The organism is Kribbella sp. NPDC051620, from assembly GCF_044453825.1.
Lineage (GTDB): Bacteria > Actinomycetota > Actinomycetes > Propionibacteriales > Kribbellaceae > Kribbella.
The window spans coordinates 542824-559044 of record NZ_JBITDB010000006.1; the positions used below are offsets into that span (position 1 = coordinate 542824).

General features: G+C 68.2%; 13 protein-coding genes. 5 read left to right on the top strand and 8 right to left on the bottom strand.

The genetic code is table 11. The features are described 5' to 3' along the window. Positions 1–171: 171 nt before the first annotated feature. Positions 172–1011, bottom strand: a complete 840-nt coding sequence (locus ACIA12_RS32215) for a deoxyribonuclease IV (RefSeq protein WP_396370974.1) — start codon at positions 1009–1011, stop codon at positions 172–174. A gap of 79 nt (positions 1012–1090) precedes the next feature. Between ACIA12_RS32215 and ACIA12_RS32220 the strand changes: the two genes are divergently transcribed. The 4 genes from ACIA12_RS32220 to ACIA12_RS32235 all read left to right on the top strand — a co-directional run bounded on the left by ACIA12_RS32220 (position 1091) and on the right by ACIA12_RS32235 (position 7597). Next, the gene (locus ACIA12_RS32220; protein ID WP_396370975.1) at positions 1091–1666 is read left to right on the top strand and encodes a TetR/AcrR family transcriptional regulator; all 576 of its coding nucleotides are present in this window, start codon (positions 1091–1093) and stop codon (positions 1664–1666) included. 27 nt (positions 1667–1693) lie between these two features. Beyond that, positions 1694–4999: a multifunctional oxoglutarate decarboxylase/oxoglutarate dehydrogenase thiamine pyrophosphate-binding subunit/dihydrolipoyllysine-residue succinyltransferase subunit gene (locus ACIA12_RS32225; protein WP_396370976.1), complete on the top strand. Its 3306-nt coding sequence runs from the start codon at positions 1694–1696 to the stop codon at positions 4997–4999. Between the two features lie 289 nt (positions 5000–5288). Next, positions 5289–7265, top strand: coding sequence for an ABC1 kinase family protein (locus ACIA12_RS32230; protein ID WP_396370977.1), 1977 nt, complete (start codon positions 5289–5291; stop codon positions 7263–7265). A 44-nt stretch (positions 7266–7309) separates the two neighbouring features. Further along, positions 7310–7597, top strand: coding sequence for a 4a-hydroxytetrahydrobiopterin dehydratase (locus tag ACIA12_RS32235; protein WP_396370979.1), 288 nt, complete (start codon positions 7310–7312; stop codon positions 7595–7597). A 36-nt stretch (positions 7598–7633) separates the two neighbouring features. On the opposite strand, the gene ACIA12_RS32240 is transcribed toward ACIA12_RS32235, so the two are convergent. From ACIA12_RS32240 to ACIA12_RS32250, 3 genes are read right to left on the bottom strand one after another with little or no spacing between them, the layout of a single operon-like run. Then, the gene (locus tag ACIA12_RS32240; RefSeq protein WP_396370981.1) at positions 7634–8179 is read right to left on the bottom strand and encodes a GNAT family N-acetyltransferase; all 546 of its coding nucleotides are present in this window, start codon (positions 8177–8179) and stop codon (positions 7634–7636) included. A 10-nt stretch (positions 8180–8189) separates the two neighbouring features. After that, positions 8190–8537 carry a VOC family protein gene (locus ACIA12_RS32245; protein ID WP_396370982.1) on the bottom strand — a complete coding sequence of 116 codons (348 nt, stop codon included), beginning with the start codon at positions 8535–8537 and terminating at the stop codon, positions 8190–8192. Positions 8538–8587: 50 nt separating this feature from the next. Beyond that, entirely contained in the window at positions 8588–9493 is a 906-nt protein-coding gene (locus ACIA12_RS32250) for a helix-turn-helix domain-containing protein (RefSeq protein WP_396370983.1), read from the bottom strand. Positions 9494–9595: 102 nt separating this feature from the next. On the opposite strand from ACIA12_RS32250, the gene ACIA12_RS32255 reads away from it, so the two are divergent. After that, positions 9596–10423 (top strand): acyltransferase domain-containing protein, encoded by an 828-nt coding sequence (locus ACIA12_RS32255; protein WP_396370984.1) that lies wholly within the window; start codon positions 9596–9598, stop codon positions 10421–10423. Here the strand turns inward: ACIA12_RS32255 and ACIA12_RS32260 are convergent. From ACIA12_RS32260 to ACIA12_RS32275, 4 genes are all read right to left on the bottom strand, one after another. Then, entirely contained in the window at positions 10413–11591 is a 1179-nt protein-coding gene (locus ACIA12_RS32260) for a hypothetical protein (RefSeq protein ID WP_396370985.1), read from the bottom strand. The genes ACIA12_RS32255 and ACIA12_RS32260 overlap by 11 nt on opposite strands. A 75-nt stretch (positions 11592–11666) precedes the next feature. Then, positions 11667–12317: a DedA family protein gene (locus ACIA12_RS32265; protein WP_396370986.1), complete on the bottom strand. Its 651-nt coding sequence runs from the start codon at positions 12315–12317 to the stop codon at positions 11667–11669. 53 nt (positions 12318–12370) lie between these two features. After that, positions 12371–13342 carry a hypothetical protein gene (locus tag ACIA12_RS32270; protein ID WP_396370987.1) on the bottom strand — a complete coding sequence of 324 codons (972 nt, stop codon included), beginning with the start codon at positions 13340–13342 and terminating at the stop codon, positions 12371–12373. 40 nt (positions 13343–13382) lie between these two features. Next, positions 13383–16217, bottom strand: coding sequence for an AAA family ATPase (locus tag ACIA12_RS32275; RefSeq protein ID WP_396370988.1), 2835 nt, complete (start codon positions 16215–16217; stop codon positions 13383–13385). Positions 16218–16221 lie beyond the last annotated feature (4 nt).

Sequence of the window (16221 nt, forward strand, 5' to 3'; positions counted from 1 at the left end):
GTCCCCACGGGATTCCGAACTGCCGCTCGGAGCAGTCCGTGACGGACTTCCTTGCACTCGGCGGGATTTGCGCCCTTACAGACCGTTACCGGCACGCGAGACCCAGCCCGGCGCCCAGCCCCGCTATTTCCTTCTCTTTCTATCTTTTTGTTTCTTTTGGTTCTTGTTGCGTCAGCTCTTGGGGGTGGTGGCGAATTCGGTCAACGTGCCCTTGTCGGTGATCGACTTGAGCAAGGTGACGTCGCGCTGATGCGTCGGCGTCTCTACCAGCATCGGTACCTCCGCCAGTGCCGGATGAGCGAGGAACGCGGCAAGCGTCGGCAGGCCGATCGTGCCTTCGTTCAGTGACTCATGTCGGTCGCGGTGCGATCCCCGGGGGTCACGGCTGTCGTTGACGTGGATCAGCGCGACGGCATCCGCCAGGTCGTCGATCAGCCGCGGATCGGCGAGGTCTTCCCCCGCCGCGTGCAGGTGACAGGTGTCGAGGCAGAGGCCGACCCGCTCGTCATTCAGGGCCGCGACGTACTCGACCGTGCTGCCGATCGTCGAGGCCATCGATTCGCCGGCGCCCGCGGTCGGCTCGATCAGCAGGCGGACGCTTGGGTCGGCCCGGTCGACAAGTGGGCTGATCAGTTCGGGCAGGGCAGCCAAAGCGGTCGTACGCCGTCCCGGGGTGACCGACGACCCGGCGTGGACGACGACCGCGAAGGCGCCGAGATCGGACGCCCGCTGCAAGGTCAGCTCCAGGGCAGCCAGTGAGCGGGACAGCACCAACTCCGACGGGGCACCGAGGTTGATCAGGTGCGGGGCGTGCACCACCACCGGCAACGCGCGCTCGGCGCACCCGGCCCGAAAGGCCTCGTCAGCGGCAGGGTTGGCGGCTCGCGGCGCCCAACTCCGTGGATTGCCCGCGAACAGCTGGATGATCTCGGCCCCGGCCTCGTCGGCCTCGCGCAGTCCGGTCTTCACCAGCCCACCCGCGACGGCCACATGGGTGCCGATCAGCGACATCGCTCTCCTCCCAGGACGGTTCGCTGCCAGCGTACCCGACTTTTTGACCTGGGGTTCAACAAGTGCCTACTATGGCTGCATGGCGATGGGCAGACCGATGAAGTTCGAGGCCGGTGAGGCGCTCGACAAGGCGGTCGAGGTGTTCTGGCAGCGCGGTTTCGCCGCCACCACCCCGCAGACCCTCGCCGACGAGCTCGGCATCGGCCGCGGCAGCCTGTACAACACCTTCAAGAGCAAGCATCACCTCTTCGACCTGGCCCTCCGCCGGTACTCCGCGACGCGGGTGGCCGCCCTGGCCGAGGGACTCGACGGACCCGGGCCACTGTTGCCCCGGCTCCGCGAGGCGATGCGCACCCTGGCCGGCATCGGCGACCACCGCTACGGCTGCCTGATCGTCAACTCCGTCGCCGAGCTCGGCAGCACCGACGAGGGTGTGGCCGACGTCGCCAAGGACCTCTTCATCCAGATCGAGCACACCTTCCGGGCCGCGCTCGAACGCGCCCGGGCCACCGGCGAGCTCACCTCGGAGCGTTCACCCGCCGACTCCGCGAGCGCCCTGCTGGCCGCCGTCATCGGCACCAGCGTGCTGGCCAAGTCCGGTGCCGATCCCCGCCAGCTCAACCGCATTCTCGACGCCACCCTCAAGGACGTCTGAAACCTCAACGAAAGAAGGCGATCGGCCGTGACGGCCATTGTCACCGGACCTGAGTCCGGGACCGCATCACCCCTGCGCGGAACGGCGAAGTCGCTCGCTGCGCACATGACCAGCAGCCTGACCGTACCGACCGCCACCAGTGTGCGCACGGTCGCGGCCAAGCTGATGATCGACAACCGGATCGTCATCAACAACCACCTGCGCCGCAACCGTGGCGGCAAGGTCAGCTTCACGCATCTGATCGGCTGGGCGCTGCTCCAGGCCGTGAAGGCCAACCCGGTGCTCAACACGTACTACGACGAGTCGGACGGCAAGCCGGTCGCGGTGACTCCGCCGCACGTCAACCTCGGGATCGCCGTCGATCTGGTCAAGCCCGACGGCACCAGGACGCTGGTCGTCCCCAACCTGAAGGTGGCCGAGACTCTTGGCTTCCAGGAGTACCTGGCGGCGTACGAAGTACTGGTCGGCAAGGCTCGGGCCAACCAGCTGACGGTCGACGACTTCGCCGGTACGACGATCTCGCTCACCAACCCGGGTGGGATCGGGACGGCGCACTCGATGCCGCGGCTGATGACCCAGCAGGGCGCCGTGATCGGAGTTGGGGCGCTGGAGTATCCAGCGGAGTACCGGGGGCTCAGTCCTGCAGCCCTTGCAGACTTGGCGATCGGGCAGACCGTGACGCTGACGAGCACCTACGACCACCGCGTCATCCAGGGAGCGGCGTCCGGCGAGTTCCTGCGGCTGGTGGACGAATTGCTGGCCGGGGCCAACCATTTCTACGAGGACATCTTCACCGCGTTGCGGATCCCCTACGCGCCGATCCAGTGGGCGCGCGACATCCACGTGGACGAGGCGAGCGCGGTCGACAAGACGGCCCGGGTGCAGGCGCTGATCAACGCGTTCCGGGTCCGCGGTCACCTGATGGCGGACACCGATCCGCTCGAGTACGTGCAACGGTCGCACCCCGATCTGGAGCTGTCCGGGCACGGGCTGACGTTCTGGGATCTCGATCGTGAGTTCGTCACCGGAGACTTCGGCGGCGCTGAGCGGACGATGGCGTTGCGCGACATTCTCGGCGTACTACGCGATGCCTACTCCCGCACGGTCGGCGTCGAGTACATGCACCTCCAGGATCCCGCGCAGCGACTGTGGTTCCAGGAGCGGCTGGAGCGCCCGTACGCGAAACCCTCGCACGACCGGCAACTGCGGATCCTCGGCAAGCTCAACGAGGCCGAGGCGTTCGAGACGTTCCTGCAGACCAAGTACATCGGCCAGACCCGGTTCAGCCTCGAAGGCGGCGAGTCGGCCATCGCCCTGCTCGACGCGCTGCTGGGTGGCGCCGCCGAGGCCGGGCTGGACGGCGCCACGATCGCGATGGCGCACCGCGGCCGGCTGAACGTGCTCACCAACATCGCCGGCAAGACGTACGCGCAGGTCTTCCGCGAGTTCCAGGGCACGGACGACATCGACGGTTCCGGAGACGTGAAGTACCACCTCGGGACCGAGGGGATCTACCGCGGCGCTCGTGGTGAGGAACTGCCCGTCGTACTCGCGGCCAACCCGTCGCATCTGGATGCGGTGGACGGCGTCCTGCTCGGGATCGCCCGCGGCAGGCAAGATCGTGGGTCCGCGACGTTGCCGATCATCATCCATGGCGACGCGGCGATGGCAGGTCAGGGAATCGTCTCCGAGACCGTGCAGATGTCCCGGCTGCGGGGGTACACGACCGGCGGCACGATCCGGATCAACCTCAACAACCAGGTCGGTTTCACGACTCTGCCCTCCGATGCTCGCAGTTCGGTCTACGCGACCGACGTCACCAAGGCGACGCAGACGCCGGTCTTCCACGTCAACGGCGACGACCCGGAAGCGGTGGTCCGCGTTGCCGAGCTCGCGCTCGCCTACCGGCAGCAGTTCCATCGTGACGTCGTCATCGACCTGGTCAGCTATCGGCGGCGCGGGCACAACGAAGCCGACGACCCGTCGATGACGCAGCCGCGGATGTACGCGCTGATCGAGGGCAAGCCGAGCGTGCGCACGCTCTACCTCGAAGCGCTCGTCGGCCGCGGCGACATCAGCCGCGCGGAGTACGAGCAGGCCGATCACGACTTCCATGACCGGCTCGATCGTGCCTTCGCCGAGACGCGTGAGGTGTCCGGTGCGTCGGCCGCTTCCGAAGTACAGAGTGCCGCAGGTACTACGCCTGCTGTGACGGAGGAGTCGATCCGGGCGATCGGGGATGTGTTCGCCGAGCTGCCGGCCGGGTTCAGCGTGCATCCCAAGCTCGGGCAGTTGCTGACCAAGCGGCAGGAGATGAGCAAGTCCGGTGGCGTCGACTGGGCGTTCGGTGAGTTGCTCGCGTTCGGGTCGCTGCTGCAGGAGGGGACGCCGATTCGGTTGGCCGGGCAGGACTCGCGCCGTGGGACATTCGTCCAGCGGCACGCGGTACTGCACGATCGGATCACCGGTCAGGAGTGGATGCCGCTGAGCAAGCTCGGCGCGTTCGCGGCGTACGACTCGCTGCTCAGTGAGTACGCCGCGATGGGCTTCGAGTACGGCTACTCGGTCGAGCGGCCGGACGCGCTGGTGCTCTGGGAGGCACAGTTCGGCGACTTCGTGAACGGCGCCCAGATCGTCGTCGACGAGTTCCTGTCGTCCGCCGAGCAGAAGTGGAACCAGCGGTCGTCCCTCGTCCTGCTGCTCCCCCACGGTCACGAGGGCCGCGGCCCCGACCACTCCTCGGCCCGGATCGAACGGTTCCTCCAACTCTGCGCCGAGAGCAACCTCACCGTCGCGCAGCCATCGACGCCGGCCTCCTACTTCCACCTGCTGCGCCGTCAGGCCCACGAGGCGTCGACTCCGTTGATCGTCTTCACCCCGAAGTCGATGCTCCGCACCCGCGACGCGACCAGCTCGATCGCCGACCTCACCGAAGGCCGCTTCGAGCCGGTCATCGACGATCCACGCATCACCGACAGGTCAGCCGTCCAACGGGTCCTCGTGGTCTCCGGCAAGCTGTACTACGAGCTGCGCCACGAACTCGAGAAGACCAGCGACCGCGCTGTCGCCCTCGTCCGGCTGGAGCAGTACTACCCACTCCCGGCATCCGAGTTGGCCGACGTCCTCGACTCCTATCCCAACGCCGAGCCGTTCTGGGTCCAGGACGAGCCGCGCAACCAAGGCGCCTGGTCCTTCCTCCAGTCCGAACTCAACCCGCTGCTGACCAGGCCGTTGCAGGTCGTCTCCCGGCCCCGCTCGGCAGCCCCGGCGACTGGTTCGGCCAAGAAGCACGCCGAGGAGCAGGCGACCTTGATCAGCGCGGCCCTGCACTAGTGGGCCGTGTCGGACAGCCTCGGCCGCAATCAGGGTCGGTCGAGGTGGCCCGGACTGTGTAGGTCCGGGCAGGCGGGTCCCCTCGACGCCCGCCATCCGGTCTCCTCACCCAGCCCATACCGGGTGAGGAGACCGGCCCTTGCAGGTGCCGCGATCCGGCGGCGGCACATACCGGGCGAGGAGACCGGCCCCTTGCCTGGAAGGCCGGCGGCAGGCTCACCTGAGCGATGGCTGCCATCCCCCGCGTGGGTGAGGTGGCTGGACGGGTGCTGGGCCTAGGGTGCGGGGCATGGACGTGGCATTGGTCGGGCTGGTCAACATCGGCATTTTCATGTTCTTGTTCGTACCGGTGTCGCAGCGGTTGCTGGGGGTTCGGTTCGGCTTCGGGCGGCTGGCGGTCGGCGCCGCGCTGACGCTGGCGATCGCCGGTCCGCTGGCGAAAGCGGTCTCCGGCCCACCGCCGTGGACCGGGTCGAACGGCGCGGCCTTCGCCCTGCTGGCGTTGACGGCGTTGTGCTCGATGCTTGCCGGACTCATCTTCCTGGTTCTGGCCGAGGCGCTGGTACCGACCGGATCGTTGCCCAGGGCCCGTGATCTGCGGCGGGACCTGAGTGGCCGGATCGCGCGCACCCGGCGGTACCTGCAGATCCTCCGGATCGCGATCAAGCACGGCCTCGGCCCGTACCTGCGCGGCCGACGACGCCCCGGACACGAGAACGCGGCCGGCCAGGCCGATCTCGCCCGGTCGCTGAGGCTCGCGCTGGACGAGGCCGGCGTGACGTTCGTGAAGCTCGGCCAGGTGCTGTCCACCCGCAGCGACGTGATCCCGGCGTCGGTCGCGGTCGAGCTCAGCCGGTTGCAGGACCAGGTCTCCCCCGCGCCCTGGGATCAGATCGAGTCCGTACTCACCGAGGAACTCGGCGCGCCACCCCAGCAGGTGTTCGCCGACTTCGCCACCGAGCCGCTCGCCGCCGCCTCGGTGGCTCAGGTCTACACGGCTCGGCTGGACGGCGTACCGGTCGTGGTGAAGGTGCAGCGTCCTGGCATCGCGTCGGTCGTCGAGCGGGATCTCGACATCGTGCAGCGGCTGGCCCGGTTGCTCGAGCGCAACACCGACTGGGGCTGGTCGATGGGCGTCCGCTCGCTCGCGACCGGGTTCGCAGACGCGATGCGGGAAGAGCTCGACTTCACCGTCGAGGCCGGCAACATGGCCAGCGTCGCGGCCGGCAAGTCGGTGGCCGGGAACCGCGATGTCGTCGTACCGGAGTTGCACCCGAAGTATTCGACCCGCCGGGTGTTGACCATGCAGCGTCTCGACGGGATCGGCCTCGGGGGCGCAGCCAAGTCGATCGCCGAACGCGGGCTCGACGCTGCCCGGCTGGCGAAGGTGCTGTTCGAATGCCTGCTCGGTCAGGTCGCGATCGACGGTGTGTTCCACGCGGATCCGCATCCAGGCAACTTCCTGCTGCTCACCGACGGCCGGATCGGCATGCTCGACCTCGGTTCGGTCGGGCGGCTCGACCCGTCCACCCGCGAGGCCTTGCAACGGTTCCTGCTCGCTGTCGACCACGGTGATCCGGTGGCCGCGACCGATGCGCTGCTGGAGATCGTCTACCGGCCGGACGTGATCGACGAGCAGAGCCTGGAGCGCGCGGTCGGTCAGTTCATGGCGCGGCACCTGGGCGCCGGCGCAGCGATCGGGCCGGTCATGTTCAACGACTTGTTCAAGATCATCACCACGCACGAGTTAGGCGTTCCACCGGAGGTCGCCGCGGTCTTCCGCGCGCTGGCGACGGTCGAGGGCACGATCGCGCGGATCTTCCCCGCCTTCGACCTCGTCGCCGCCTCCCGCTCCTTCGCCGCTGCCCACGTCACCGACCGGCTCGCGCCCGACGCACTCCGCCGTACTGCGACCGAGGAACTGGCCACCTTGCTGCCGATGCTCCGCAGGCTCCCGCGCCGCATCGACCGGATCGCCGCCGCCGCCGAGAGCGGTCGCCTCAGCCTCAACGTCCGCCTCTTCGCCGACGAACGCGACCGCCGCCACCTGACCGGCCTCCTCCACCAGGCCCTGCTGGCAGTCCTCGGCGCGACCGCCGGTCTGATGGCCGTACTCCTGCTCGGCACTCCCGGCGGCCCCAAGGTCACCGGCACTCTGACCCTGTACCAGCTCTTCGCCTACAACTTGCTCGTCATCTGCGCAGTTCTCGTACTCCGCGTCCTCGTGCTGGTCTTCCGCCTGCCCGACACCCGCTCCCGCACCTGAATCGGGATCCGTACCAAGTAGTAAGTAGGACTAGAGTGTGGCTCATGTCTGAGCTGCTGACCGATGACCAGATCGATGCCGCGTTGCGCGACCACCTGCCGGAGTGGAAGGTCGTGGACAACGCGCTGGTGCGCAGCGTGAAGAAGGACTCGTTCATGGACGGCATCCGGCTGGTCGCGACCGTCGCCCAGCTCGCCGAGTCGATGAACCACCACCCGGACATCGACATCCGCTACACCACGATCACCTTCAAGGTGACCAACCACGAAGCCGGCGGCCTGACCGACGACGACCTGGTCCTAGCCCGCCACATCGACACCGCCGCCGGCTGAGCTGCCCAGCTCCAACTGCGGCCCGGGCCTCGGCGGTCAGTCAGAGCTGAAGGCCGCCGCGTCCGCCCACGCCATCCGGAGACCATTGGGTTTTCCGTTAAGGTGCGCCGGATCGCCGCCTGGCGGCGACACCGGCGCGGTCTCCACATGCTTGGCTCCGACCGCGAGGTAGAACTGCTGCGCCGCGACGTTCTGCTCCAGCACCCACAGGTACATCGCGTCGCCATCCGCCTGATCGACCACGGCCTGCGCCGCGCGCCCCAGCAACTGCTTGCCGATCCCACCACGTCGCCGGCTGTGTACCACATGCAGGTTGTCGACCAGGCTGCCCCACTCCGGGTCGAGATCCAACATCACATGCACGAACCCGACCAGCTCGCCATCAGCCTCGGCAAGGATCGTCGCCGTACCATCCGGATCCACCAACCTCTTCGACCACACCGCCACCCGCTCCGCGACCAGATCTCCATCGAGGAACGAATCGGCGAACGCCCCGCGGTAATGCCGCCGCCAACTGTCCGCGTGCAGCATCGCGACCTGCTCCGCGTCCCCGGGCCCCGCCGACCGGAACTGAACGACCATGCGCTCGATCCTATTGGCCTCTGAGCCCCACCAAGGTGCCTTCCGGATCGCGGACATACACGACCCGCCCCTGCCCCGGAATCTCCTGTACGTCGCCCGCCACGCTGCCGCCGGCTTCCCGTACCGCCGTCAGCGTCGCATCGAGGTCGTCGACCTGGAGCCACGCGATCGTCACCTGCTCCTGATACCCACGACCCATGATCGCGCCGTCGATCCCCTCGCCGGTGCCGGTCGTCGCGACCAGATACTCGTCGGCGAACGGCGACGGCTCGGTCTCCCACCCGAAAACCTCGGCGTAGAAGGCGGCCGCCCGGGCGGTGTCCGTAGCAGTCAGCTCGACATGAATGATGCGTCCCACGATGCTCTCCTCTGCGGTACTCCGACCCCCGCAGCATCTCCCGACCCACCTCAGACGTCTTGGACAGATCTTCCATGCATCAACGCGGCGATCCCGTCCTGCACTGCGCGGAACGACGTCGCGCTGACCCCCGTGTAGCGCTTGAAGTCCCGGGCGGCGTGCGCCTGGTCGTAGTACCCGTGCAACGCCGCCAGCACCGCCGTCGCATCAGCCGGCCCGTCGAGCAGTCCGCCGACGAACCGGAAGTACCGGACGATCTCACCGAACTGCTTCGGTCCGATCCCGGTCGCTCCGGCGAACACCCGGTACAAGCTGCTGTACGAAACCCCGACGACGGCAGCCAACTCGGCCACCGCCACCGCTCCATGGCTCTCCTCGATCACCGCGACCACTCGCGAGAGCCGGTCGATCCCACGCACCGGCTGAAGCCAGGACTCGACAAAGGCCGCCAGTCGCGCCGCCCGCTCCGGCCCGAACTCCACGTCGGCGAGCTGCTCCGCCAGGCTCTTCGTAGCGCCGGCTCCGACCCAGTCGGCGAGTGGCAGCACACCATCGACCAACCGATCCGGCAGAACCCGCACGACAGGCCGATCCGGCGGTCCACCTGCGGCAGGCCGATCCGGCGGTCCGCCCGCAGGCCGTTCCGGCAGGTCGAGGGCGGCGATGCCCCAGGGCTTCAGTTCGGCGCCCACGTAGCTCGACATCCCGGTTTGGCTGAGGACGTGTGGTCGCGTCATGATCCCGAACAGCGCCGCATCGTTGACCCACGTCGCGCCGCTCAGCGGATCCTGCCGGGTCCCCGGCTCGGCCAACGCGACTGCCAGCCCCGGACGTCCGTTCGGGATCAGGATCTGCTGTTTCAGCTCCGTCGGCGAGCCCGGCATCTCGACCATCCAGTAGTGCTCGACGGCGTCGCGCTGGGTCGCGGGTGGCGGAAAGCGAAGGTAGCCGGACACAGCGCAACGATAGGCCCGGTGGCGATCTCGGCAGGCGGACGTCGCGAGCGGCTGGCGGGGAATGGCGAAGACTCGTAACTATCCAACGACTACCGTTGGAGCGTGACCACCGTTGAGGAGTACCGACTGCTGGGTTTCACCGATGCCGATCGGGAGGACGCGGAGAAGTTCGAGGCGGATCCTGTCCTGGTCGAGGACCTGGCCGGGCAGATCCGGGCCGCGATCGGGACGTTCCCGGCCGAGGGCGAGTCCGTGAAGATGCCGGACGATCCGCGCGTAACGGTGGCGGCGCTGCTCAAGACGGTGCCCGACATCCGCCGGTACCACCGCGAACGCGGCATCAGCGACGAGATCAGCTGGGCGACCCTGGCAGACCTCGGCAAGCAGTTGGACGTCCATCGCCGCACCTTCGGGGAGTACGGGCTGGCCACGCACTGGTGGCTGGGCATCCACTGGGCCGGGATGCTCTTCGCGCTCGGACGGCTGCAGTTCCTGCTTCACCAGGTACCGGCCGACAACCCGGTCCCCGGCACTGAGCCCGGTGAATGGGTAATCGGAGTCCACATCCCCGAGACGGGTCCGCTGACGCCCGAGGCGATCGACGACAGCTTCGCCCAGGCTCGTGAGTTCTTCCCGCGCGTCTTCCCGGAGTACCCGGTGAAGACCGCGACGCTCGGCTCTTGGCTGCTCGACTCGTACCTGCTCGACAACCTGCCGCAGGACTCCAACATGGTCCGCTTCGGCCGCCGCTTCACCCCGTACGGCGTACCGCGCGACGCGCAGGACAGCGCGATCTTCTTCACCTTCCGCAGCCACGACCTCGACCACCTGGACGACTTCCCGCAGGACACCACCCTGCAGCGCCTGATCGTCGCCCGCATCAAGGCCGGCGGCACCTGGCAGAACGCGTTCGGCTACCTCAGGCTTTAGGTACTCCGTACCGAGTCAGCCAGTTGACCAGCTCGATGTTGGAGACGCAGCGGACGTCCTGCTGCGTGCAGGTCTCCTGGACGAAGCTGGTGAGCGCATCGGAGTACACGCTGTTGTTCCAGCGGTTGAAGTGGTTGCCGAGGAACAGTGGTGGGTTGCCGCCCGCACGGGAGCGGGCCAGCGCCATGCGGTAGGTGGCGAGCACCTGTGCCTTGAGTGCGGGCGCATGCGCGACCGGCGCCTCGTGGGCCTCCGTCTGGCTGTACCAGAGGTTGTAGTCCATCGTCAGCGTGTTCTTGTGCGTCCCCGCGAGCTGCACGGACTGCAGTGGGAAGTTCCACAGCCCGTCCTCCTTCTTGGGCCAGGCGATGTAGCCGGGCTCGGAGGCGTCGTACAGCATCCCGCGCTGCTTCATCACTGCCCGGTACGCCGGCCTGTTGCCCTCCAGGCATGGGGTGCGCATCCCCTTGACCGTGGTCGGATCGAACGGCGGCGCGAGCGTCTTGCCCGCGGCCAGCGTCGGGCCGTTGCGCACCATCGCGTCGAACGCGGTCAGCTCGTTGGTCCACTGCGGGCCGGTCCAGCGGTCGATCCCGTCCTTGCCGCAGAAGTGCCCGTTGGCGTGGGTACCGATCTCGTGGCCCTCGGCGATCGCCTGGCGCAGTACGACGGCCCGGCGCAGGATCTTCTCCGGATCGCCCCAGCCGATGTCGGACGAACCCGGTTTCTTGTACGGCGGTTTGTAGTTGGTCCTGTGTGATTGCGGGTAGAGGTACGGGCCGGACAGGAAGAACGTCATCCGGGCATCGACCTGCTTGGCGACGGCCCGCCAGTGCGCCCACAAGGGGAGGTCGCCGGCGCCGTCGAAGGAGACGACGATGAACAGCGGCGGCTTGCCATTCCGCAGGGTCTTCGGGAACCTGCGCGTGACCGGCGCCGCGGCGGGTGCCTTCACGCCGGGTGTGAGCGTGGTCGATGGATCCGGCGTCACGCTGGGCGTCTTGCTGGGTGTCTTGCTCGGGCTTTTCGAGGGAGGGTGGCTGCTGGGCGCCTTGGTCGGGTTCTCACCGGGACCGGCGCCCTCGAGCGGGACGTCGGCGCAGCCACCGACCACTGCCGCCATCACGACGGTACAGGTCAGCAAACGCAGTACTGCGGGCCTCACCACGTCTCTACTGACGCACGGACCGCCACTTCGGTTGGTCCGGGACACGCGTTCGCGCGGAAAGCGAACGATTGATCGTTACCCGGCCGTGACCTTCGCCGCTGCCCCCGCCGCTGCCACTGCCTTGCGCTTGCCGGCGATCCGGCGGGTGGTCTCGATCACCAGGCCGATGGTGAACGCCAGGCCGAGGCTGAACGCGAGCGCCTTGAGCGAGTCGTGCGCGAACGCGTCGCCGCCCAGGTAGCCGAGCAGCGCGACGTAGGTGTAGGCGATCGTCACGCCGGCGATGGTGAACAGAATGAACTTGCGGAAGGAGTACGCCGTCGCGCCCGCGGTCAGCGTCGCGACCATCCGCGCGCCGGGGATGTAGCGCACCGTCATCAGGATCAGCCCGCCGCGCGAGTGCAGCGCCGTGGAGACCTTCTCGAAGATCCGTTGCCGCTTCTCCTGGCGGCGCATCCAGCGATGCAGCGCGGGACCGGAGCCCCGGCCGAGGAAGTAGCAGAGGGACTCGCCGATGACCGAGCCGACCATCGCGGCGACGATCACCAGCAGCAGGTTCTGGTGACCGGCAGCGGCCGCCATCCCCGCGGTGACGACCAGACCCTCACTCGGAACGACCGGGAACACCGCGTCGACCGTGGCAGCCACGAACAGCACCAGGATCAGCCAATGCGAAGCCATGGCGATCCCGAGCAGGTGCCGTGCGGCTTCCATCAACTCTGTCACCCCAGGAAGCATGCCATCCGATGTCAACCTCGACCCAATCGGCGAAGGCTGTCTCAGGCGGGGAACTGCCAGGAATTCATCCTCAGGGACCAGAGAGTTTCCAGCGGCGCGTCGGCGTACTCACCGGGATCGCCGTGCAGGGAACGCTCCCAGACCAGCGCCCGGGCAACCTTGCCGATCCAGCAGGCGAGGTCGAGTTCGGCGACCAGCTCGGCCGGGTTCCCGAACACCTCCAGATAGGCGTCGCGCGGGCGGCGTACCAGTTCGTCGTCCGGGCCGACGTCTAGCAGCTTGGTCAGTGCCAGCAGCGGGATCAGCATGCTGCTGAACGAGTGCGCGAGCACGCTGTCGCCCCAGTCGTAGAAGCGCACCGAGTCGCCCGGGCCGCCGAGGATGTTGTTGGTGTGCAGGTCGTTGTGGTCGAGGCTGGCCCGATCGGGCAGGTCAGTACAGCGTGCGGTGAACTCCGCGCGTTGCCCGGCGATCCATTCGTGCCGCTCCTTGGCCTCCGCATCGCCCGAGGCCTCGGCGTACCGGCCGGTGACCTCCAGTGCCTCGTCGAAGCGCTGCGGCATCACAGCGGGTCGCATGTCGGTGACGCCGGCGGCCAGCAGGTCCTCGGCGTGCGGTTGCAGTTCGAGCTGCAGTTCGGCGTACTGCGGAAGTACTCGCGCCATCACCTCGGACAGGTCCCGCTCGCCCATCTGCTCGCGCAGGGTCGGGCCGCCGTCCGGCAGCAGCACCCAGCCGCGCTCGATGTCGACGGCGATCGGATCCAGCACGAAGCGCGGCACGAGCGTCGCCAGCAGCCGGTAGAGCGGTACTTCGAAGACCGTCGCCGGGCCGGGAGCCTTCAGCCAGACCGGGCCTGCGGTGGTGTCGGCGCGCAGGACAGTCCCCCACGCGCGTACCCGCGGCTGAGCCAGCTCGCCCACACGCTCGGTGCCGGCAGCCGCCAGCTGTTCGTCCAGCCAGGCTTGCGCCTGACTGAGCCACTCATCAGAGGTCCAGGTCGCAGCGTCCACGTATGGACCATGCCACGACCTGCTGCGGAGTGCCCGCGATTTAGTCCGGGCTGGCCTTCTCGAGGATTTCGGCCAGCTCGGGACGGGAGTGGATGCCCAGCTTCGTGTAGACCTTGCGCAGGTGGTACTCGACCGTCTTGGGACTCAGGAAGAGCCGCGCCGCCACACTGCGGATGCTCTGGCCGCTGGCGAGCAGTAGTGCGATCTGCCGCTCCTGCGGAGTCAGGTCGTCCGCAGTACTGGGCTCCCGGCGACGTGCTGTCTCACCTGTCGCTTTGAGCTCCGCAGCAGCCTGGTCTGCCCAGCCAGGTGCGCCCAGCTCGTCAAAGGCCGCTACTGCTTCGCGTAGCTGCTCACGGGCGTCCACTCTCCTTCTCGCCCGGCGCAGCCAACCGCCATAGGCGAGACGAGTACGTGCGAGCTCGAAGGCGTCCAGCGTCCGCGCATGCCACTCCAATGCCTGCTGGAACTGCTGCTCGTCATCGTCGACCAACCCCAGTGCGCGGGCAGCTCGTGCCTGCGCCCAGGGCTGCCCCTTCTGGGTCGCCTGCGTCGCGAACACTCGCGCAGCCCTTCTCGCGTCCTCATCTCGTCCCAAACGCAGGTAGACCTCCACCAGCTCGGGCGCGGGCGACAGGTCGGGATCCAGCACGCCCAGCGACGCCAGTACCTCCGCCAAGCGCTCGTACTGCGGTAGTGCCCGCTGCGGATCACCCTTGCCCAGCTCGAGGTCGCCTAGTGCGAACAGCGACCAGACCAGCCCGAGATGGATCTGCCGTTCCGCGCAGATCCGCATCGCCTCGGCCGCACTCGCCCGGCACTCCTTCTCATGTCCTTGGTGCGCCGACAGCCACGCCAGGCCGGCCAGGTTGATCGCCAGCTCGGTCGTCTGCCCGGTCTCCCGGCTCAAGCGGACACCTTCGTCGTACGACGCCGCCGCATCCGCCCAGCGGTCGGTCGTAGCGTCGTCGCGCGCCAAGTGGAAGAGCACGCCCGGCAGTACTCCGACTGCGACCCGGTCCCGGCGTTCCCGCATCGCCTCCTCGATCAGTGCGCGGCCAGTGCCTGCCTCGCGCAGGAAGAGCGGCGCGAGCATCATCCAGATCTGCCGTCGCCGGTCCTGGTCGAGCGCGACAGATGGTGCCAGCGCGATGGCTTGGCGGATCTCTTCCGTGCCACCACTCCCGCCGAGCACCTTGGCGATGCCGCTGGCCAGTAGTCCGATGACACGGGTTCCCGGGCGCTCGACCTTCGGCAGTAGCTCGGTCAGGTCGGCTCCCGCCTTCAACGCCGTCGATGCGTCCCCCAGACGGAAGCAGGCGCTCACTACATCCGCTAAGAGGCCTACTGCTGCTTCCGGGTCGGTGGTCTCGGCTGCTGCGGCGACGAGGATGTCCCGGGCGCGTGCTGGGGAGCCACACTTCACTGCGATGTCGCCGCGGAGCTCGTCGACCTGGGTGCGGACGCGTCCTGGTGGGTCGAAGGTCAGCGCCTCGTTGAGCAGGCCGTCTGCTCGCTCGGGCATGCCGGCGAACCAGGCTGCCTGACCGGCCGCGACCAGGCGCAGCGCGCGAGCGCTCGTAGTACCGGTGAGGCGGGCGGCTCGCTCGTAGGCGGTTGCTGCTACTGCATGGGCTCCTCTGTCGACAGCGTGGTCGCCTGCTAGGCCTAGCGCGGCGGCTACTGCATCGTCGGTGCCGAGCACTGTCTCAGAGAGATGCCATGCGCGGCGGTCAGCGTCCTGTACTGCGTTGGCTACCGCTAGGTGCACGGCCCTCCGCTGCGCGGGCTCGGCGTTGGCGTAGATGGCCGAGCGGACCAACGGATGTCTGAACTCCACTCGTCCGTCTCTGAGGTGGATGAGCCCGGCCTGCTCGCCTTCACCCAGCACTGCGACGTCTACTCCAAGGTCTTCGCAGGCTCTCGCTACTACTCCCAGGTCCCCGTCCTCGACGGAGGCGATGAGCAGTGCACGCTGGGCGGGCTCGCTGAGCTTGTGAGCCCTTGCAGCAAAGGCATCCGCGAGCAGAGCCGACACGGGGACGGGCACACCGGGAGGTACCCGCTGCAACTGCTCCGGATCTCTGGCCAGCTCGATCAGCGCCAACGGGTTCCCCGCGACAGTCCGATGCAGGCTGGCCACCAGATCCACCGGCAACCCGGCCACCAACTCCTGAGCCGCCGCCAATCCCACTCCACCCAGCCGCAACTCCGGCAGGTCAGCCTGAGCTAGCGGATGCCGCTCCCCAGCCCGCGCAGCGATCACCAGCCCGATCGGATCCGCCACCAACCGCCGCGCCGCGAACAACAACGCTTCCGCCGACGGCAGGTCCACCCACTGCGCGTCATCCACCAGCACCACCACCGGCGCCCCCTCCGCATACCGGCAAACCAAACTCAAAACCCCAGCCCCCACAGCAAACCGCTCCTCAGCACTGAACCGCCCCTGCCCCCGCACCCCAGCCTCCGCACTGGACTGCCCCGGCGCCCGCCCCCCAGCCTCCGCGCTGCGGGGGCGCTGCCCCGACTCCACTTCGCCTTCCCTCAACTCGCGGTGAGGCACCTCGCCCGCACCCTCTTCCAGAGCGAGAGCGGCAGCGAGGGCTCTGCGTTGGGGGGCTGGGATGCGGGGTAGTTCTCCGAGGGCCGGCCGGAGTAACTGCAGGAGCGTGCCGAAGGGGAGTTCTTGTTCGGCTTCGGTGCCTTGAGCCTTGAGCACGCGCATGCCGGCGGCGAGCATCGCCGTCTCCGTCACGAGAGCCGTCTTGCCGATCCCCGGTTCCCCGGTGATCAGCAGTACCCCGCTGGATCCCACCCGCGCCCCCGCGACCAGCCGTTCGATCGCCCGCCGCTCGGTTTCCCGCCCGATCAGCATGTCT